Source organism: Actinomadura sp. 3N407, from assembly GCF_052245875.1.
Classification (GTDB): Bacteria; Actinomycetota; Actinomycetes; order Streptosporangiales; family Streptosporangiaceae; genus Spirillospora.
Genome location: NZ_JBQQBP010000006.1, coordinates 195863 through 214895, shown reverse-complemented (window position 1 = coordinate 214895; position 19033 = coordinate 195863). Strand labels below are relative to the sequence as shown.

16 protein-coding genes are annotated in these 19033 nt (G+C 73.5%); all 16 read left to right on the top strand.

Annotated features, from left to right (window positions below; translation table 11 throughout):
* Nucleotides 1–22: 22 nt before the first annotated feature.
* The 16 genes from mraZ to ACTWPP_RS17365 all read left to right on the top strand — a co-directional run bounded on the left by mraZ (nucleotide 23) and on the right by ACTWPP_RS17365 (nucleotide 19014).
* Entirely contained in the window at nucleotides 23–454 is a 432-nt protein-coding gene (gene mraZ, locus ACTWPP_RS17440; RefSeq protein WP_148353194.1) for a division/cell wall cluster transcriptional repressor MraZ, read from the top strand.
* 320 nt (nucleotides 455–774) lie between these two features.
* Complete coding sequence (gene rsmH, locus ACTWPP_RS17435) at nucleotides 775–1755, top strand: 16S rRNA (cytosine(1402)-N(4))-methyltransferase RsmH (protein WP_443105312.1); 981 nt, start codon at nucleotides 775–777, stop codon at nucleotides 1753–1755.
* A complete protein-coding gene (locus tag ACTWPP_RS17430) occupies nucleotides 1752–2483 on the top strand; it encodes a hypothetical protein (protein WP_443105311.1) in 732 nt (243 codons plus the stop codon). Before rsmH ends, ACTWPP_RS17430 begins: the two co-directional genes overlap by 4 nt.
* A gap of 34 nt (nucleotides 2484–2517) precedes the next feature.
* Nucleotides 2518–4767 (top strand): penicillin-binding transpeptidase domain-containing protein, encoded by a 2250-nt coding sequence (locus ACTWPP_RS17425; RefSeq protein WP_443105310.1) that lies wholly within the window; start codon nucleotides 2518–2520, stop codon nucleotides 4765–4767.
* Between the two features lie 81 nt (nucleotides 4768–4848).
* Nucleotides 4849–6384: a UDP-N-acetylmuramoyl-L-alanyl-D-glutamate--2,6-diaminopimelate ligase gene (locus ACTWPP_RS17420; RefSeq protein ID WP_443105309.1), complete on the top strand. Its 1536-nt coding sequence runs from the start codon at nucleotides 4849–4851 to the stop codon at nucleotides 6382–6384.
* Nucleotides 6381–7766 (top strand): UDP-N-acetylmuramoyl-tripeptide--D-alanyl-D-alanine ligase, encoded by a 1386-nt coding sequence (locus tag ACTWPP_RS17415; RefSeq protein WP_443105308.1) that lies wholly within the window; start codon nucleotides 6381–6383, stop codon nucleotides 7764–7766. The genes ACTWPP_RS17420 and ACTWPP_RS17415 overlap by 4 nt, the downstream gene beginning before the upstream one ends.
* Nucleotides 7763–8821: a phospho-N-acetylmuramoyl-pentapeptide-transferase gene (mraY, locus tag ACTWPP_RS17410; RefSeq protein WP_443105307.1), complete on the top strand. Its 1059-nt coding sequence runs from the start codon at nucleotides 7763–7765 to the stop codon at nucleotides 8819–8821. Before ACTWPP_RS17415 ends, mraY begins: the two co-directional genes overlap by 4 nt.
* Complete coding sequence (gene murD, locus ACTWPP_RS17405; protein WP_443105306.1) at nucleotides 8806–10260, top strand: UDP-N-acetylmuramoyl-L-alanine--D-glutamate ligase; 1455 nt, start codon at nucleotides 8806–8808, stop codon at nucleotides 10258–10260. Before mraY ends, murD begins: the two co-directional genes overlap by 16 nt.
* Nucleotides 10261–10262: 2 nt before the next feature.
* Nucleotides 10263–11519 carry a putative lipid II flippase FtsW gene (gene ftsW, locus ACTWPP_RS17400; protein WP_443105305.1) on the top strand — a complete coding sequence of 419 codons (1257 nt, stop codon included), beginning with the start codon at nucleotides 10263–10265 and terminating at the stop codon, nucleotides 11517–11519.
* A gap of 105 nt (nucleotides 11520–11624) precedes the next feature.
* A complete protein-coding gene (gene murG / locus ACTWPP_RS17395; RefSeq protein ID WP_443105304.1) occupies nucleotides 11625–12719 on the top strand; it encodes an undecaprenyldiphospho-muramoylpentapeptide beta-N-acetylglucosaminyltransferase in 1095 nt (364 codons plus the stop codon).
* Nucleotides 12716–14122, top strand: a complete 1407-nt coding sequence (murC, locus tag ACTWPP_RS17390; protein ID WP_443105303.1) for a UDP-N-acetylmuramate--L-alanine ligase — start codon at nucleotides 12716–12718, stop codon at nucleotides 14120–14122. The genes murG and murC overlap by 4 nt, the downstream gene beginning before the upstream one ends.
* Before the next feature lie 80 nt (nucleotides 14123–14202).
* The gene (locus ACTWPP_RS17385) at nucleotides 14203–14946 is read left to right on the top strand and encodes a cell division protein FtsQ/DivIB (RefSeq protein ID WP_443105302.1); all 744 of its coding nucleotides are present in this window, start codon (nucleotides 14203–14205) and stop codon (nucleotides 14944–14946) included.
* Between the two features lie 494 nt (nucleotides 14947–15440).
* Nucleotides 15441–16934, top strand: a complete 1494-nt coding sequence (ftsZ, locus tag ACTWPP_RS17380) for a cell division protein FtsZ (RefSeq protein WP_443105301.1) — start codon at nucleotides 15441–15443, stop codon at nucleotides 16932–16934.
* Nucleotides 16931–17659 (top strand): peptidoglycan editing factor PgeF, encoded by a 729-nt coding sequence (gene pgeF / locus ACTWPP_RS17375; RefSeq protein ID WP_443105300.1) that lies wholly within the window; start codon nucleotides 16931–16933, stop codon nucleotides 17657–17659. The genes ftsZ and pgeF overlap by 4 nt, the downstream gene beginning before the upstream one ends.
* Nucleotides 17656–18372, top strand: a complete 717-nt coding sequence (locus tag ACTWPP_RS17370) for a YggS family pyridoxal phosphate-dependent enzyme (RefSeq protein WP_443105299.1) — start codon at nucleotides 17656–17658, stop codon at nucleotides 18370–18372. Before pgeF ends, ACTWPP_RS17370 begins: the two co-directional genes overlap by 4 nt.
* Nucleotides 18373–18477: 105 nt before the next feature.
* Nucleotides 18478–19014, top strand: coding sequence for a cell division protein SepF (locus tag ACTWPP_RS17365; RefSeq protein ID WP_392909167.1), 537 nt, complete (start codon nucleotides 18478–18480; stop codon nucleotides 19012–19014).
* Nucleotides 19015–19033: the final 19 nt, after the last annotated feature.

Below are 19033 nucleotides of genomic sequence, written 5' to 3'. Positions count from 1 at the left end.
TGCGGCGCGGGAGGTGGGGCCGGTGTTCCTCGGCACCCATTCACCGCGCCTCGACGACAAGGGACGGCTGTTCCTGCCGGCGAAGTACCGCGAGGAGCTGTCGGGGGGATTGGTGATCACGAAGGGCCAGGAGCGCTGCCTGTACGTCTTCCCCATGGCGGAGTTCCAGCGGATTACCGAGGCTCTGCGTGCCGCGCCGGTCACCGAGAAGGCCGTGCGGAGCTACAGCAGGGTCTTCTTCGCCAGCGCCTCCGACGAGGTCCCCGACAAACAGGGCCGCGTCACGATCCCGCCTCCGCTGCGCAAGTACGCGGGGCTCACCCGCGACTGCACGGTCATCGGGGCCAACACGCGTCTGGAGATCTGGGACGCGCAGGCCTGGGAGACCTACCTGGAGCAGGAGGAGGAGACGTTCTCCGACGTCTCGGAGGAGGTGTTGCCAGGGATCCTCTGAGAAACGACTCGTCGGTCCGATGACCGGCATCGGCCCACGTTCGGCCAGGTCTCCAGCCGCTCTCCGAGCCATCTGGCGCAGCTTCCCCGGCGCCAGACGGCGACCCCCCGCGCACCACGCGGTGATCTTCCTCTAGGGCAGCGGATGGGGACCTGGCCGGGCGAGGCCGCCGCCGGGGGCGCGAAGCGGTCATCCGGCCCGGCGATGCCACACAGTCCGCGAGCGAGGTGGCAGTGAACCTTTTTCGTCCGGCGTGTCACCACGGCCCCGAGCTCGGCGGCCCGCCGCGGACGAGAAATGTTCAGTACAGGGGGTGAAGCATGGACGTGGGAGACCACGCGCCCGAGTCCGGTCACGTACCGGTCATGCTCGGTCGCGTCCTGACGCTCCTCACCCCCGCGGCGCAGTCCGTCACCGGCCGCCCGCCCGTCTACCTCGACGCCACGCTCGGCATGGGCGGCCACGCCGAGGCGATGCTGAAGGCCGTCCCCGGGCTCCGCCTCATCGGCCTGGACCGCGACACCACCGCGCTGGAGCGCTCCGCGCGCAGACTCGCCCCCTTCGGCGACCGGGTGACGCTGGAGCACGCCGTCTACGACGAGATCCCCGGGGTCCTGCGCCGGCTCGGCGTCCCCGCGGTGGACGCCGTCCTGTTCGATCTCGGCGTCTCCTCCCCGCAACTCGACGAGACCGGCCGCGGCTTCGCCTACTCCCACGACGCCCCCCTCGACATGCGGATGGACACCACCCAGCGGCTCACCGCGGCGGAGGTCGTCAACGGCTACCCGCCCGCCGAGCTCGCCAGGATCCTGCGCGAGTACGGCGAGGAGCGCTTCGCCCAGCGCATCGCCTCGGCGATCGTCCGCGAGCGCGAGCGCGCCCCGCTCGACTCCACCCGGCGCCTCGCCGACCTGGTGCGCACCGCCATCCCGGCCGCGACGCGCCGTACCGGCGGCAACCCGGCCAAGCGGACCTTCCAGGCGCTGCGCATCGAGGTGAACGGCGAACTGGACATCTGGCGCCGGTCGCTGCCCGCCGCCCTGGACGCGATCCCGGTCGGCGGCCGGATCGCCGTCCTCAGCTACCACTCCCTTGAGGACCGCATCACCAAGCAGGTCCTCGCCGCCCAGGCGGCCGACACCACCCCGCCGGACCTGCCCGTCCCGCTGCCCGAGCACGAGCCGCGCTTCCGGCTCCTGACGCGCGGGGCGGAGCTGCCGTCCGACGAGGAGACCACGACCAACCCACGGGCCGGATCGGTGCGGCTGCGCGCCGCCGAGCGGGTCCGGGAGGCGACATGACCACGACGAGCAGACGCCCGCCCGCCAAGGCGCCGAAGAAGAGGACCCGGGAACGCCCGGCCGACGCCGCCGCCCCGGCGCCCGCCAAGAGCAGGCCCGCCAAGAGCGCGCCCGCCAAGAGCACGCCCGCGCGCAGGCCCGCGTCCGCCAAGAGCACGGCGGCCAAGACGAGGCCCGCCGCGCCTGCGGCGAGCAAGGCCGCCGCGGCGAAGACCGCGCCCGCGAAGCCGGCCAAGACCGCCAAGGGCGGGGCGAAGGCGGCCGCCGGGCGGTCCCGTCCGGCCGCGTCGCGGCGGACGGCGGCGCACGCGCCGCCGCGCGCTCCGTTCGTGCTGCTCATCGTCGGGCTGCTCGGCGGCGCCCTGGTGAGCCTGCTGCTGCTCAACACCGTCCTGGCGAAGGACGCGTTCACGCTGACCCGGCTGCAGCAGAGCAACAAGCAGCTCGAACAGCAGCGCCAGGCGTTCGAGGAGGAGATCGCCCGCGAAGGCTCCCCGCAGGGCCTGTCGAACAAGGCCAAGGCGCTCGGCATGAAGGAGGCCGAGGACCCGGCGTTCTTCCACACCGGCACCGGGCGCGCCAGCGACGGCAAGATCCGCCCGGTCCCGCACGCGGCGGCCGCGTCGGCCGGCGCCGCGGGCGTGGTCGGCGTCCCCGGCACCGTGGTGCCCGGCGACGGCGTCCCGCCCTCCGTCCTCGACGGCGGACGCGGAAGCGGAGCGCCGTGAGCGGGAACGGCCGCATCGGGGAGCGGGGGGCACGGTGACGAAACGGCCGGGACGCGGGACCGCCGGGCCTCCGCCCGGCCGGAAACGCGGCCCGGACGGGCGCGGCCCGCGCGGCTCGGCGGGGCGGGACGACAAGAGCGGCCCGGGCGCGGCGCGCGCGTCCGGGCGCAATACCGGTAACTCTCCGCGCCCGCAGGGCGGGAGGTCCGACGGCGCGGGACGGCCGGGCACGAAGGGCAGCGCCGCCCGCCGTCCCGCGCGCGGCGGCATGGTCCCCGCGGCGCGCAAGGAGACCCCCCGCAAGGAGACCGGGACCGGCGGCGCGTCCGCCAAGAAGCCCGCCGTGAAGAGACCGGCGCGGAAGACGGCGCAGACGAAGACGGCGCAGCGGAAACCCGCGCAGAAGAAGGCGCCCGCCAAAGGCGCGTCCGGCAGGAGCGGCGCGGGCCGGGCGGCGCGGAGCGGCCAGGGCGCCGGAACCGGACCCAGGCGCGGCACGGGCGGCTCGGGGCGGCCCCCGGACCGGGGCCCGCGCAGCCGCACCCCTTTCCACCGGCGCGACCCGCTCAAGCGGCTGAACGTCGCGCTGCTGGTCGTCGCGTTCGTGCTGTCGCTGTTCGCCGGGCGGCTCGTCCAGCTCCAGACGATCGAGTCCGGCAAGTACACCGAGCAGGCGATGCGGCAGCGCCTGCAGGAGATCACGCTGCCCGCGATCCGCGGCGACATCACCGACGCGCAGGGCCACCCGCTCGCCATGACGGTGGAGGCGCGGGCCATCTACGCCGACCCGTCGCTGATCGAGGCCGGCGAGCGGCAGGCGATCGTCAACGCGCTGGCCCCGACGCTCGGGCTGAACCCCGCGACGCTGATGAAGAAGATCAGCAAGCCCGACACCCGGTTCGTGTATCTGGCGCACGGCGTCCGGCCCGACCAGGCACGGCTGATCACCTCGTGGGACCTGCTGGGCATCGGGACCCTGCCGGAGTACCGCCGGGAGTATCCCAACGATTCGCTCGCCGCGAGCGTCATAGGTTTCGTGAACGACACGGGGAAGGGCGCCGCCGGCCTGGAGAGCTCGATGAACGGCGTGCTCGCCGGGCGCGCGGGCTGGCAGCGGGTGGAGATCAGTCCCGAGGGCCAGCACATCCCCATGGGCAAGGACCAGAAGCGTCCCTCCGTGCCCGGCCGCGGCGTCCGGCTCACGCTGGAGCGCGACCTGCAGTTCAAGGCGCAGGAGGCGATCGAGAAGCAGGTCAAGGCGTCCAAGGCGAAGAGCGGCAGCGTCATCGTCATGGATCCGCGCACCGGTGAGCTCCTCGCGATGGCCTCCGCGCCCGGGTTCGACCCGAACAACTACGCCGAGTCGGACAAGAGCCTGTGGGGCAGCCCCCTGGTGCAGGAGGCGTTCGAGCCGGGCAGCACCGGCAAGGTCGTCACCGCCGCGGCCGTCATGGAGAAGGGCGGCGTCACCCCGCAGACGCCCTACACCGTCCCCGACAAGCTGAAGAAGTACGACGTCGTCTTCCGCGACTCGCACCCGCACCCGCCGGAGCGGCTCACCTTCGCCGGCGTGCTCGCCAAGTCCAGCAACGTCGGCACCATCATGGCGAGCGAGAGCATCACCCAGCAGCAGCTCTACCAGACGCTCCGCGACTTCGGGTTCGGGGAGAAGACCGGCCTGCCGCTCCCGGGCGAGACGCCCGGGCTGCTGAAGCCGCCCGCCGAGTGGTCGGGCACCGACCGGTACCCGATCGCCTTCGGGCAGACGGTGTCGGTGAACGCGGTGCAGATGGCCAGCGTCTACGCGACCATCGCCAACGGCGGCGTGCGGGTCCGGCCCACCCTCGTCGCGGGCACCGCCGGCGAGGACGACAGGTTCACGCCGTCGCCCGCGCCCGAGCGCGAGCGGGTCATCAGCGAGAAGACGGCCCGGCAGATCAGCGACATGCTGGAAGGCGTGACCACCGAGGAGGGCACCGCCCCGAAGGCCCAGATCAAGGGATACCGCGTCGCCGGCAAGACGGGGACCGCCGAGATCGTCAACCCGCGCTGCGGCTGCTACGACGGCGGCGGCTACACCGCGTCGTTCGCGGGGTTCGCCCCGGCCGACGATCCGCAGCTGGTCGTCCAGGTCGTCCTGCAGGACCCCGAGCGGGGCAGCCACTATGGTGGCGATGCGGCCGCACCGGTCTTCAAGGACGTGATGAGCTTCGCCCTTCAGTCCGAGAAGATCCCGCCGACGGGGAGCCGACCGCCGATCATTCAGATCCACGCCCGAGACTGACGGCAGCGAGTACCCTCCTCGCCTGTGAGTCCACCACCCGTGTCCCAGCAGTCCCGTTCCGCTCGTACCGAAAGAAACGCCATGCGTCCCACCACCAATCCGGCCCGTCCGCTGAATGGACTCGCGGCGCTTCTCGGAATCGAGCAGACCGGCTGGGACGCGGTGTCGGCGACGGGCATCACGCACGACTCGCGTGCGGTGCGGCGCGGCGACATCTACGCAGCGTTCCCCGGCGCGCGCGCACACGGCGCCCAGTTCTCCGCCCAGGCCGCCGAGGCGGGCGCCGCGGCGATCCTCACCGACCCCGACGGGTACGACCGGGCGGCGGCGACGGGCCTGCCCGTCCTGGTGGTGTCCGACGTCCGCGCGCGGCTCGGCGACGCCGCGTCCTGGGTGTACGGGGAGCCCGGACGCGACATCACCCTCATCGGCGTCACCGGGACCAGCGGCAAGACCACCACCGTCTTCCTCCTGGACGCGGGGCTGCGCGCCGCCGGAATCGAGACGGGCCTGGTCGGCGGCGTCGAGATCCGGGTGGCCGGCGACCGGGTGCCGAGCGCGCTGACCACGCCGGAGTCCACCGACCTGCACGCGCTGCTGGCGATGATGCGCGAGCGGGACGTCGGCGCCGCCGCGATGGAGGTCTCCAGCCACGCCCTCGCCCAGGGCCGGGTCGGCGGCGCGGTGTTCGAGGTCGCGGTGTTCACGAACCTGTCCCAGGACCACCTGGACTACCACCCGACCATGCAGGACTACTTCCTGGCCAAGGCCCGGCTGTTCACGCCCGAGTACTCCCGCGTCGGCGTCGTCAACCTCGACGACCACCACGGCCGTGAGCTGCTGGACATCGCCACGGTGCCGACGACGACGTTCTCGGCGTCCGGCGACCCGGCGGCCGACTGGCGGGCCGAGGACGTGCGCGTCGGCGCCGACGGCAGCGTGTTCCGCGTCGTCGGGCCCGGCGGCATCGAGGCCGACGGCGAGGTCCGGCTCGCCGGGCCGTTCAACGTCGCCAACGCGCTCGCCGCGATCGTCGCGCTGGTCGAGGCCGGTATCCCGCTGCAGGCCGCCGTGCACGGGGTGGCGTCGCTGCCCGGCGTCCCCGGCCGGCTGGAGCGGGTGGACGAGGGCCAGGACTTCGTCGCGCTCGTCGACTACTCCCACAAGCCCGGCGCGGTCGAGGCCGTCCTCAACGCGCTGCGTCCCGTCACCGAGGGCGACCTGACGGTGGTGCTCGGCTGCGGCGGCGACCGCGACCGCGGCAAGCGCCCGCTGATGGGAGAGGCCGCCGCCCGGCTGGCCGACACCGCCTACTTCACCAACGACAACCCGAGGTCGGAGGATCCGCTGGCGATCCTCGCCGCTATGGTCGAGGGCGGACTCAAGGTGCCGCAGCCCGGGCGGGCGCACATCGTGGTGGAACCCGACCGTGCCGCCGCGATCGCGCTGGCCGTCGGCCGGGCCCGCCGCGGCGACGTCCTCGTCATCGCGGGCAAGGGCCACGAACAGGGCCAGAGCGTGGCGGGCGAGGTACAGCCGTTCGACGACCGCGCGGTCGTGCGCGAGGCGCTCCGGCGCCATGCGAAAGGGATAAGAGGGGACGGGACGCAGGCGTGATCCCACTTCCGCTGTCGACGATCGCGGAGATCACGGGAGGCACCCTCCACGGGCCTCCGGACGTCGTGGTGAGCGGTCCCGTCGTCATCGACTCCCGCGCGGCGGCCCCCGGGGCGCTGTTCGCGGCGCTGAAGGGCGAGCGCGCGGACGGGCACGACTTCGCGTCCTCGGCCCTGTCGGCCGGCGCCGCCGCGGTCCTCGCGCAGCGGCCGCTGGAGGGCGGGCCGTGCGTGGTCGCCGACGACGTCCAGGAGGCGCTCGGACGGCTGGCCAGGGGCGTGCTGGAGCGGCTGCCGGACGTGACCGTCATCGCGGTCACCGGCTCGGCGGGCAAGACCTCCACCAAGGACCTCATCGGGCAGCTCGCGGGCCGCGCGGGCCCCGTCGTCTTCCCGCCCGGCTCGTTCAACAACGAGATCGGGCTGCCGCTCACCGTGCTGCGCGCCGACGCCGCGACCCGGCACCTGGTCCTGGAGATGGGCGCCCGCGGCATCGGCCACATCGCCTACCTCACCGGGATCGCGCCGCCCGACGTCGGCGTCGTGCTGAACGTCGGCACCGCGCACGTCGGGGAGTTCGGCGGCCGCGAGAACATCGCCCGCGCCAAGGGCGAGATCGTGGAGGCCGTGAGGCCGGGCGGCGCCGCCGTCCTGAACGCCGACGACCCGCTCGTCGCCGCCATGGCGCCGCGCACCCGAGGCGAGGTCGTCACCTTCGGCCGGTCCCCGGACGCGGCCGTCCGCGCCGCGGGCGAGACCCTCGACGGGCAGGGCCGGGCCCGGTTCACCCTCGTCACCCCGGAGGGCTCGGCGCCGGTCGCGCTGCGCCTGCACGGCTCGCACGCCGTCCCCAACGCGCTGGCCGCGGCCGCGGCGGCCCGGGCGGCCGGGCTGGCGCCCGCCGAGATCGCCGCGGGCCTATCGGAGGCCGGGCCGGTCAGCCGGTGGCGGATGGAGGTCACCGAGCGGGCCGACGGGGTGACCGTGGTGAACGACGCCTACAACGCCAACCCCGACTCGACGCGCGCCGCGATCGACGTGGTCGCCCACATGGCGCGGGGACGCCGCGCGTACGCGGTGCTGGGGGAGATGGCCGAACTCGGCGACTCGTCCGCGGCGGAACATGCCAAGATCGGGGAGCATGCGGCGCGCAGCGGGATCGCGGGCCTCGTGGTCGTCGGCGCGAACGCGGCGGCGATGGCCGACGGGGCCGGGCAGGTGGGGTCATGGACGGGAGAGTGCGTGCAGGTGGATGACGTCGGCGCGGCGGTGGCCGCGCTCAGCGAGCGGCTCGCGCCGCGGGACGTCGTGCTGGTGAAGGGCTCTCGCGTGGCCGGACTGGAACGGGTCGCCGAGGCGATCCTCGCGGAGGACGGCCGATGACCAACATCATCATCGCCGCCGGGGTCGCGCTGATCCTCGTCATGGTCGGCACGCCGGTGTGGATCCGGATCGTCAACCGGCTCGGCTACGGCCAGATGATCCGCGACGAGGGGCCCGAGGCCCACCTCAACAAGCGCGGCACCCCCACCATGGGCGGGACGGTCTTCATCGTCGGCTCGCTCGTCGGCTACGCGGTGGCGCACCTCGTCACCGGGACCGAGCCGACCATCTCCGGCATGCTCGTGCTGTTCCTGATGACCGGGCTCGGCCTCGTCGGGTTCGTGGACGACTACATCAAGGTGTTCAAGCAGCGCAGCCTCGGCCTGCGCAGCGGCGCCAAGATGATCGGCATCATCCTCGTCGGCGTCGTGTTCGCCGTCGCGTCGCTCAACTTCCCCAACGGCTACGACATCACCCCCGCCGACCCCTACCTGTCGTTCCTGCGCGACTTCGGCCCCTCGATCGGCCCGTACCTGTTCGTGGTGTGGGCGCTGCTGCTCATCGCGGCCATGTCCAACGGCGTGAACCTCACCGACGGCCTCGACGGGCTGGCGGCGGGCCCGGCCGGCATGGTGCTGGCCGCCTACGTGATCATCGGGAACTGGCAGCTGCGCAACAGCTGCACCGACTACGCGCTCGCCCCCAACTGCTACACCGTCCGCGACCCCCTCGACCTCGCGGTGGTCGCCGCGGCCGTGCTCGGCGGCGTGTTCGGCTTCCTGTGGTGGAACGCCCCGCCCGCGAAGATCTTCATGGGCGACACCGGCTCGCTGGCCCTCGGCGGCGTGCTGGTCGGCCTGGCGATCCTCACCCGCACCCAGTTCCTGCTCGCCATCCTGTGCGGGCTGATCGTGATGATCACCCTGTCGGTGATGATCCAGGTCGGCGGGTTCAAGATGACCAAGAAACGCGTGTTCAAGATGGCCCCGCTGCAGCACCACTTCGAGCTGTCCGGCTGGGCCGAGACGACGATCGTCGTGCGCTTCTGGCTGATGTCGGCGCTGTTCGTCGCGATCGGCATCGGCCTGTTCTACCTGGAATGGATGCCGAAGTAGTGAGCAGCAGCCGTTTCTCGGGCCTGTCCGTGTGCGTCGCCGGGCTCGGCGTGTCCGGTCGCGCCGCCGCCCGCGTCCTCGCCGGGCACGGCGCCCGCGTCACCGTCGTGGACGCCCGCGACGGCGAGGAGCAGCGCGGGCACGCCGCCGAGCTGGAGGCCCGCGGGGCCACGGTCCGGCTCGGCGACGGCGAGGGCCTGCCGGACGGCACCGACCTGGTGGTGACCTCGCCCGGCTGGCGTCCGGACGTGCCGCTGCTCGCCGCGGCCGCCGCGGCCGGCGTCGAGATCATCGGCGAGGTCGAGCTGGCGTGGCGGGTCCGACCCGAGGGCGCGGCGCCGTGGCTGGCCATCACCGGCACCGACGGCAAAACCACCGTCGTCCGGATGCTGGCGTGCATGCTCACCGCCGCCGGCCACAAGGCGCTCGCGGTCGGGAACGTCGGGACGCCGATCGTCGAGGCCGTCGCCGAGCCCTATGACGTGCTGGCGGTGGAGCTGTCGAGCTACCAGCTGCACTGGTCCGGCTCGCCGGCCCCGAAGGCGGCCGCGGTGCTGAACGTCGCGCCCGACCATCTCGACTGGCACGGTTCCATGGACGCCTACGTCGCCGCCAAGGCCAAGATCTTCGGCCCGGGCTGCGTCGCGGTGTACAACGCCGACGACGAGACGTCCGCCGCGCTGGCCGAACGCGCCCCGGACGTGGACCGGCGGGTCGGCTTCACGCTCGGGGCGCCGCGTCCCGGCGAACTCGGCGTCGTCGAGGAACTGCTGGTCGACCGGGCGTTCACCGACGACCCCGCGCGGCAGGCCGCCGAACTCGCCGCGTTCGCCGACGTCCGCCCGTTCGCGCCGCACAACGTCGCCAACGCGCTGGCCGCCGCCGCCCTCGCCCGCGCGTTCGGGGCGCCGCCCGAGGCCGTCCGCGAGGGCCTGCGCGCGTTCGTGCCCGACCCGCACCGCATCCAGCACGTCGCGGACGTGGCGGGCGTCGCCTACGTCAACGACTCCAAGGCCACCCAGCCGCACGCGGCCGCCGCGTCCCTGGCCGCCTACGAGCCGGTCGTGTGGATCGCGGGCGGCCTCCTCAAGGGCCTGGACGTCGACGACCTGGTGCGTTCGTGCGCCGGGCGGCTGCGCGGCGCCGTGCTGATGGGACGCGACCGGCACCGGATCGCCGAGGCGCTCGCGCGACACGCCCCGGATGTCCCCGTCGTGGACGTCCCCGACACCGACACTGGGGCCATGGACCGCGTCGTCAACGAAGCCTCCGGGCTCGCCCGGCCGGGCGACACCGTGCTGCTCGCCCCCGTCGGGGCGTCCTTCGACATGTTCGCCAACTACCCGGCCCGCGGTGACGCCTTCATCGCGGCCGTCGAACGCCTCGCCGGCGCCGCCCGCGGCGCCGGCCCGGCCGACGCCCCCCGGAACCCCCGGTAGACGTGACCGCCGCACCGGCCGGCGAGGAGGACGGCGGGCGCCCGGGGCCGCGCGAGCAGGTGGTCGCCGCCATCGGGCTGCTCGACCGCCCCCTCACGTCCTACTACCTGGTGCTGGGCTGCACGGTGATGCTGCTCGCGCTCGGCCTGACGATGGTGCTGTCGGCGTCCAGCGTCAGCCAGCTCCAGGCGACGGGCTCGGCCTACACGCTGTTCCAGAAACAGGCCCTGTGGATGGCGATCGGACTGCCCGGCATGTGGGTGGCGTCCCGCCTGCCGGTGAAGACGTTCCGCGCGCTGGCCTACCCGCTTCTGCTGCTCTCGGTCGTCGTGCTGGCGCTGGTGCTCGTCCCCGGGCTGGGCCGCAGCGCGGGCGGCGCCACCCGCTGGGTCGACCTCGGGCCGGTGCAGATCCAGCCGTCCGAGCTGGCCAAGCTCGCCCTGGTGCTGTGGGGCGCCGACCTGCTGGCCCGCAAGGAGCGGCTCGGGCAGCTGACCGAGTGGCGGCCGCTGCTGGTCCCGCTGATGCCGGGCGCGGGCATCGTGGTCCTGCTGGTCATGCTGGGCAGCGACCTCGGCACCACGCTGGTGCTCCTCACGATCTTCCTGGCGCTGCTGTGGGTCGTCGGCGCCCCCGGGCGGCTGTTCGTCGGCATCGCCGGGCTCGTGTGCCTGCTGGTGTCGATCCTCATCGTCGTCGAGCCGTACCGGATGCAGCGCCTCACCGGGTTCCTGGACCCGTCCGGCAACCAGCTCACCACCAACTACCAGGGCACGCAGGGCCTGTACGCGGTCGCCTCCGGCGGCCTGTTCGGCACGGGCCTCGGGGAGGGGCGCGCCAAATGGGACTATCTGCCGGAAGCCGAGACCGACTTCATCTTCGCGATCGTGGGGGAGGAGTTCGGGCTCGTCGGCACCCTCGTCGTCCTGTCCCTGTTCGGGCTGCTCGCCTACGCGGGCCTGCGGATCGCCCGGCGGGTGAACGACCCGTTCACCCGGCTGGCCGCCGCGGGCGCGACGGCGTGGCTGGTCGTTCAGGGCATCGTGAACATCGGGGCCGTCATCGGCGTCCTACCCATCACCGGCATCCCGCTTCCGCTGGTGTCCTACGGCGGATCGGCGCTCATTCCGAGCCTGTTCGTGCTCGGCATGCTGCTCGCGTTCGCCAAACGCGAGCCCGGTGCGAGGCAAGCACTCTCCGCACGGGGCCCCGGACCGGTCGTGAGGGCTCTAAGCTGGCTGGGTCTGGCACGGCGTTGAAATCCCCCTTCCGGGATGCCGGAAACGCCGCGTCCGCGTGTGCGCCTACGCGCCGGACGCGCGGCACCCGACAAAGTCGAACACGCTGAGGAGTTGTCAACCAGCATGAGGGTTGTCCTGGCCGGCGGCGGCACCGCCGGACACATCGAGCCCGCTCTGGCTCTCGCCGACGCGCTCCGCCGTAACGACCCGAACACCGGGATCGTCTGCCTCGGCACCGAACGGGGCCTGGAGACGCGCCTCGTCCCGCAGCGTGGCTACGAACTCGCCCTGATCCCGCCGGTGCCGCTGCCGCGCACGCTGACCCCGCAGCTGCTGTCGGTCCCCGGCCGGCTGCGCGGCGCGATCAACGCGGCGGCGTCCGTCCTCGACCAGGCCGGGGCCGACATCCTCGTCGGGTTCGGCGGCTACGTCGCCACCCCCGGCTACCTGGCCGCGCGCAAGCGCAAGGTGCCGATCATCGTCCACGAGGCCAATCCCAAGCCCGGCCTCGCCAACAAGCTCGGCGCCCGCTTCACCGACCACGTCGCGGTCTCGCACGCCGACTCGCCGCTGCCGAACCCCACGTTCGTCGGCATCCCGCTCCGCCGCGAGATCGCGACCCTCGACCGGCTCGCCATGGGCGACAAGGCCCGCTCGTACTTCGGGCTGCTGCCCGACCTGCCCACCCTGCTGATCTTCGGCGGGTCGCAGGGCGCCCGGTCCCTCAACCAGGCCGCCGTGGCCGCCGCGCCGCACCTCCGGCAGGCGGGCATCCAGGTCCTGCACATCGTCGGGCCGAAGAACACCGAGGAGCCCGAGCCGGTGTCCGGCGGCCCGCAGTACGTCACGATCCCGTACTGCGACCGGATGGACCTCGCTTACGCCGCCGCAGACATGGCCATGTGCCGCGCCGGCGCCATGACGTGCGCCGAGCTGGCCGCGGTCGCGCTGCCCGCGGCGTACGTGCCGCTCCCGATCGGCAACGGCGAGCAGCGGCTGAACGCCGAGCCGATCGTCGAGGCGGGCGGCGGCCTGCTGGTCGACAACGCCGACCTGTCGCCCGACTGGATCGCGCAGAACCTGCTGCCGGTGCTGGCCGACCCGGGCCGGGTCGCGACCATGTCGGAGGCCGCCGGGCGGATGGGCCGGCGGGACGCCGACGTCGCGCTCGCCCAGATGGTGTACGACGTGGTCCGCTCTGCGGGCGCCGGCCGATGAGCCTGATCGATCCACGCGACGTCGTGCCCGCCGGTGACCTCGGCCGGGTCCACTTCATCGCCATCGGGGGCGCCGGGATGTCCGGGATCGCCCGCATCATGCTGCGGCGCGGCCTCGCCGTGTCCGGCAGCGACGCCCGCGACTCCGAGCTGCTCACCCAGCTCGGCGACCTCGGCGCCAAGGTCTTCGTCGGGCACGACGCCGGGTACGTGGGCGACGCCGACACGGTGGTCGTCTCCACCGCGATCCGGGACACCAACCCGGAGCTGGTCGCCGCCCGCGAGCGCGGCCTGCGGGTCCTGCACCGCTCGGCCGCGCTCGCCTCGCTGATGGCGGACCGCCGCGCGGTCGCGGTCGCCGGCACCCACGGCAAGACCACCACGACGTCGATGCTCACGGTCGCGCTCCAGCACGCGGGCGCCGACCCGTCCTACTGCATCGGCGGGCAGCTGGTCACCACCGGCCTCGGCGCCGACGAGGGCACCGGCGACGTGTTCGTGGCGGAGGCCGACGAGAGCGACGGGTCCTTCCTCATGTACACCCCGCACGTCGCGGTCGTCACCAACGTCGAGGCCGACCACCTCGACAACTACGGCGGCTTCGAGATGGTGAAGGAGAACTTCGCCAGGTTCGTCGACCGCGTCGAGCCGGGCGGGACGCTCGTCGCCGGCGCCGACGACCCCGTCGCGATGGAGCTTGCCGAACGGGCGCGGGCGCGGGGCCTGACCGTCCGGACGTACGGCGAGGCGGAGTGCGCCGACCTGCGGGTGACCGGATTCACCCCGCGCGGCCTCGGCTCCCGGTTCGAGATCGACGGGATCGGTGAGGTGACGCTGGGCGTCCCCGGGCGGCACAACGCGCTGAACGCGGCCGCCGTGGTCGCGGTCGCGCAGTCCCTCGGCCTGGACGACGTGCCAGTCCGCGCGGGCCTCGCCGCGTTCGGCGGCGCGATGCGGCGGCTGGAGCGCAAGGGGGAGGCGGGCGGCGTCGAGGTGTTCGACAGCTACGCCCACCACCCGACCGAGCTGACCGCGGACCTGGACGCCACCCGCGACTATCTGGGGGAGAAGCAGAGCGGCCGGATCGTCGCGGTGTTCCAGCCGCACCTGTACAGCCGCACCCGGTTCTTCGCCGCGGAGTTCGGCGCGGCGCTCGGCCTCGCCGACGTCGCCGTCGTCCTGGACGTGTACGGCGCCCGCGAGGACCCGGAGCCCGGCGTGACGGGCGCGCTGGTCGCCGACGCCGTCCCGGCCGGCACCGAGGCCGTCTACGCGCCCGTCCGGGACGAGGTCCCCGGCATCGCGGCCTCGCTCGCCCGGCCCGGCGACGTCGTCATCACCCTGGGCGCGGGGGACGTGACCCAGCTCGGCCCGCTCATCATGGAGCGCCTGGCCGGTTCGTAGCCGGCGGGCCGGCCCGGGAAGGACACGCCGCCGCCCGCGCGGTCGGGGGCGGACGGGGAGAACACTGCCAAGCTTGGGTCATGACCGAGGCGCAGACGGGCCGACGGGCCACGCCGGACGAGGAGCGGGGGGAGGAGCGCGGCCGTCCGGGCCGGTGGAAGGTCATCTTCGTCACGCTGCTGGTGCTGGGGGCGCTGGGCGCGGTGACGTGGGTCCTGCTCGGCTCTCGGCTGCTGGTGGTGCGGCACGTCGAGGTGACCGGCGCCGACCTGGCGTCCCGCGACCGGGTCGTCGCCTCCGCCGGGATCCATATCGGCAGGCCGATGGCGCGGCTGGCGACCGGCGAGATCCGGGAACGGGTCGAGCGGCTCAGGGAGGTCGAGTCCGCCGAGATCGAGCGGCACTGGCCGGGCACCGTCCGCATCGTGGTGCGCGAGCGCGTGCCGGTGGCGGTCTTCGAACGCGACGGGCGCTACCACCGGATCGACCGGCACGGCGTCGTCGTGGCCGACGGGGAGTCCAGGCCGTCCGGGCTGCCGGCGCTGACGGTCGCCTCGCCGGGGCCGTCCGACAAGGCGACCCTCGCGGCCCTCACCGTGCTCTCCGACCTGCCGGATCGGCTGCGGGGGAACTTGCGGGAGGTGGCGGCGACCGGGCCCGAGGCGGTCACGCTGCACATGGCGGGCGGCCAGACGGTGGAGTGGGGCGCCGCGGAACGGGCGGACGAGAAGATCCGGCTGCTGGACGCGCTGTGGCGCACGGCGGCGGGGAGGGCCGTCCGCACCGCCGATGTCAGTTCCCCCGAGGTGCTCAAGACGAAGTGAGCGTCCGGCGCACGGGCCGGCGGGGCGCTTCGCGGGGAACGCGTTTGTGGGGCCGTTCGGGTCCGGTGCGTGTGTCGCGGCGATTCCGGCCGTCCGATGGGGCACGCTTGAACGACCGGCCGGAAGGGCGGGCCGGTGCGGACGAACCGATACCGGCGGTACCGATACCCGCAGTGGGGTGGACGACGGCGTGCACAGCCTGGGAACAGCCAGATCTCCTTCGCCGACCAGGGCAAACCCGGGTCCATCGCGACACGCCGGTGGAGTTGGGGGGAGGTTAGTTGACCCTGGCGGTAAGGCCGCCCTACTGTCCGTATCAGTCCTCAGGTTGACATAACTGTAAGCCTCAAGTTGAGGGTGAGGGTTCAGGGGGCCGGTTCTCACAGCCGGATCCGCCGGGCTCGGCCCGCAAGTGCACACAGGTCAGGAACACCGCGGCGGCACGGTCGGCAGACCGGGCAGGGCGGTCGGATAGAGCGGAAAGGCCCCTCGTCGTGGCAGCACCGCAGAATTACCTCGCGGTCATCAAGGTCGTCGGCATCGGCGGCGGCGGCGTCAACGCCGTCAACCGGATGATCGAAGAGGGACTCAAGGGCGTCGAGTTCATCGCGATCAACACGGACGCCCAGGCGCTGCTGATGAGTGACGCCGACGTGAAACTGGACGTGGGCCGCGAGCTCACCCGGGGCCTCGGCGCCGGAGCCAACCCCGATGTCGGCCGCAAGGCCGCCGAAGACCACCGTGAGGAGATCGAGGAGGTCCTCAAAGGCGCCGACATGGTGTTCGTCACCGCCGGAGAGGGCGGCGGTACCGGCACCGGCGGCGCGCCCGTCGTGGCCAACATCGCCCGCTCGCTCGGCGCGTTGACCATAGGAGTCGTCACGCGCCCCTTCAGCTTCGAGGGAAAGCGCCGCGCCATGCAGGCCGAGGCCGGCATCGAGACGCTGCGCGACGAGGTCGACACCCTCATCGTCATCCCCAACGACCGGCTGCTGTCGATCTCCGACCGGCAGGTCAGCGTGCTGGACGCGTTCAAGGCCGCCGACCAGGTGCTGCTCTCCGGTGTCCAGGGCATCACCGACCTGATCACCACGCCCGGCCTGATCAACCTCGACTTCGCCGACGTCAAGTCCGTCATGTCCGGCGCCGGCTCGGCGCTGATGGGCATCGGCTCGGCGCGCGGCGACGACCGCAGCGTCGCCGCGGCCGAGATGGCGATCTCCAGCCCGCTGCTGGAGGCCAGCATCGACGGTGCCCACGGCGTGCTGCTGTCCATCTCCGGCGGCTCCGACCTCGGCCTGTTCGAGATCAACGAGGCGGCGCAGCTGGTGTCCAACGCCGCCGCGCCCGACGCCAACATCATCTTCGGCGCGGTCATCGACGACGCGCTCGGCGACGAGGTCCGGGTCACGGTGATCGCGGCGGGTTTTGACGAGGGCCGCCCTGCTAAGCCGGCCCCGGAACCCGAGAGCAAGAGGCTGCCCCCGCCGCCCCGTCCCGCGCCGCCGCCCGCGTCGGCGCCGCCCGCCGCGCCCGCCAACCCGATCCCGAGCCGGGTCGGACGATCCGAGCCGGCGAGCGCGCAGCAGTCCGCCCCGCAGCAGGGGTCCCAGCAGTCGGTGGCGCAGGCGGCCGCGGCGCCGCAGTCCGCGCCCGCCCCGCCGCAGCGCTCCGACAACGACCGGGCCCAGACGTCCGCGCAGGGACAGGACGACCGCTCCGCCGGACGCGGCGGATCCGGCGAGCACGCCCGGCCCGACGGCACCGCGTCCCCGCAGCCGAACCCGCCCGCCGACCGGGACGCCGGCGCGTCCGGCGCAGAGCCCGGCGGCTCCCGTGCCCCCGCGCCCCGCCCGGCGTCCGAGCAGACACCCTCCCGCGTGCACGCCGGGGAGAACGACGGCGGTCCCGCCTCGTCCGGGCAGCGCCGCCGTCCCGTGGTGTTCGACGAGGACGACGACCTCGACGTCCCCGACTTCCTGAAGTGATCACAACCGTCGCCCTGGGCGACGGCGTCGGCGCCGCCTTCACCGGCCGTGCCGGCGGCGTGAGCACCGCCCCCTACGACTCCCTCAACCTCGGCGGCGCGGCCGGCGACGACTCCGCCGCCGTCCTCGACAACCGGCGGCGCGCCGCCGCCCGGCTCGGCGTCGACCCCGCACGCACCGTCTTCATGCGGCAGGTGCACGGCGCCGACGTCGCGTTCGTCACATCCCCCGACCTTTCCGGCCCGGTCGACGCGATCGTCACGACCGTCCCCGGCCTCGCCCTCGCCGTGCTGGTCGCCGACTGCGCGCCCGTGCTGCTGGCCGACCCCGCCGCCGGGATCGTCGGCGCCGCCCACTCGGGCCGCCCGGGGACCGCCGCCGGGGTCGTCCCCGCCCTGGTGAAGTCGATGTGCGAACGGGGCGCCGACCCCGCCAGGATGGCGGCCGCTATCGGCCCCGCCGCGTGCGGCCGCTGCTACGAGGTCCCCGAGGCGATGCGGGACGAGGTCACCGCCGTCGTGCCCGCCGCGTACTCCACCACGTCAAAGGGCACCCCGGGCCTCGACATCCGCGCCGGCATCGTCGAGCAGCTCGCCGCCGGCGGCGTGACCGGCGTCCGGGTCGACCCCCGCTGCACCATCGAGGACCCCGGGCTCTTCTCCTACCGCCGCGACGGCCGCACCGGCCGCTTCGCCGGATACGTCTGGCTCAAGGGCGACGCGTGACCGGGGAGCGCCGGGCCGAACTCGCCGAGGGCATCGCCGGGGTGCGCGCGCGCATCTCCGCCGCCTGCGCCGCCGCCGGCCGGGACGACGACGAGATCACGCTGATCGCGGTGACCAAGACGTTCCCCGCGTCCGATGTGCGGCTGCTGGCCGGACTCGGCCTCACCGACGTCGGCGAGAACCGCGACCAGGAGGCCCGCCCGAAGGCCGCCGAATGCGCCGACCTCCTCCTCACCTGGCACTTCGTCGGCCGGCTGCAGACCAACAAGGCCCGCGCCGTCGCCGGGTACGCCGACGTCGTGCACTCGGTGGACAGGCCCCGGCTGGCCTCGGCCCTGTCGGAGGCCGCCGTCCGCGCCGGCCGCACCCTGCGCTGCCTCGTCCAGGTCTCCCTGGACGAGGCGGCACCATCGGAGGGGCCGGGCCGCGGCGGCGCGTCCCCCGCCGACGTTCCCGCGCTCGCCGACGCGATCGCCGAGGCGGGCGGCCTGGAGTTCGGCGGCGTGATGGCCGTCGCCCCGCTCGGCGCCGACCCGGTGCCCGCCTTCACGCGGCTCGCCGGCATCGCCGAACGGGTCCGCCGGAACCATCCGGGCGCCCGGATCGTCTCTGCGGGTATGAGCGGCGATCTGGAACAGGCGATCGCGTGCGGCGCGACACACCTGCGCGTCGGTACGGCGTTGCTCGGCGGCCGACGGGCAATCGTCAGGTAATGTCCCCCCAGTGGTACCTGCCGGAACGCGGGCCGCCATGACGGATCAGTCCAACGACGGCGCCGGACGCGCCCGGAGCCGCGGCCACAGGACACGGAGGGGCATATGGCCAGCGCGATGCGCAAGATGGCGGTCTACCTCGGCCTTGTGGAGGACGATCGCTACGACGACAAGTACGGCGACTACGACGAGTACGAGATCTACGATGAGGAGACCGACTCCGGGCAGGGCCGCCGTCGCGAGGACGAATCCGGCGGACAGCTTACCCGAGCCGACGAGGCCGCGGACCGCGAACGCGACCATCACTCCACGTCGACCATAGAGCGGCGTTCCGTAGCGCTCTACGAGTCCGGTACCACCGACCTCGCTCGTATCACTACGCTGCATCCAAGGACCTACAACGAGGCGAGGACCATCGGCGAGCACTTCCGGGAGGGCACACCGGTGATCATGAATCTGACCGAGATGGTCGACAGCGACGCCAAGCGTCTGGTCGACTTCGCGGCGGGTCTCGTGTTCGGCCTGCACGGGAGCATCGAGCGTGTTACGAACAAGGTGTTCCTCCTGTCGCCCGCCAACGTGGAGGTGACGGCCGAGGACAAGGCCCGGATGGCAGAACGAGGTTTCTTCAACCAGAGCTGAGATCCACATGCGAGAGAAC

Excerpts from the sequence above, each read along its gene's own strand:
- rsmH (WP_443105312.1), top strand. The coding sequence starts at position 775 with ATGGACGTGGGAGACCACGCGCCCGAGTCCGGTCACGTACCGGTCATG.
- ACTWPP_RS17430 (WP_443105311.1), top strand. The coding sequence starts at position 1,752 with ATGACCACGACGAGCAGACGCCCGCCCGCCAAGGCGCCGAAGAAGAGG.
- ACTWPP_RS17420 (WP_443105309.1), top strand. The coding sequence starts at position 4,849 with ATGCGTCCCACCACCAATCCGGCCCGTCCGCTGAATGGACTCGCGGCG.
- mraY (WP_443105307.1), top strand. The coding sequence starts at position 7,763 with ATGACCAACATCATCATCGCCGCCGGGGTCGCGCTGATCCTCGTCATG.
- murD (WP_443105306.1), top strand. The coding sequence starts at position 8,806 with ATGGATGCCGAAGTAGTGAGCAGCAGCCGTTTCTCGGGCCTGTCCGTG.
- murG (WP_443105304.1), top strand. The coding sequence starts at position 11,625 with ATGAGGGTTGTCCTGGCCGGCGGCGGCACCGCCGGACACATCGAGCCC.
- murC (WP_443105303.1), top strand. The coding sequence starts at position 12,716 with ATGAGCCTGATCGATCCACGCGACGTCGTGCCCGCCGGTGACCTCGGC.
- ACTWPP_RS17385 (WP_443105302.1), top strand. The coding sequence starts at position 14,203 with ATGACCGAGGCGCAGACGGGCCGACGGGCCACGCCGGACGAGGAGCGG.
- ACTWPP_RS17365 (WP_392909167.1), top strand. The coding sequence starts at position 18,478 with ATGGCCAGCGCGATGCGCAAGATGGCGGTCTACCTCGGCCTTGTGGAG.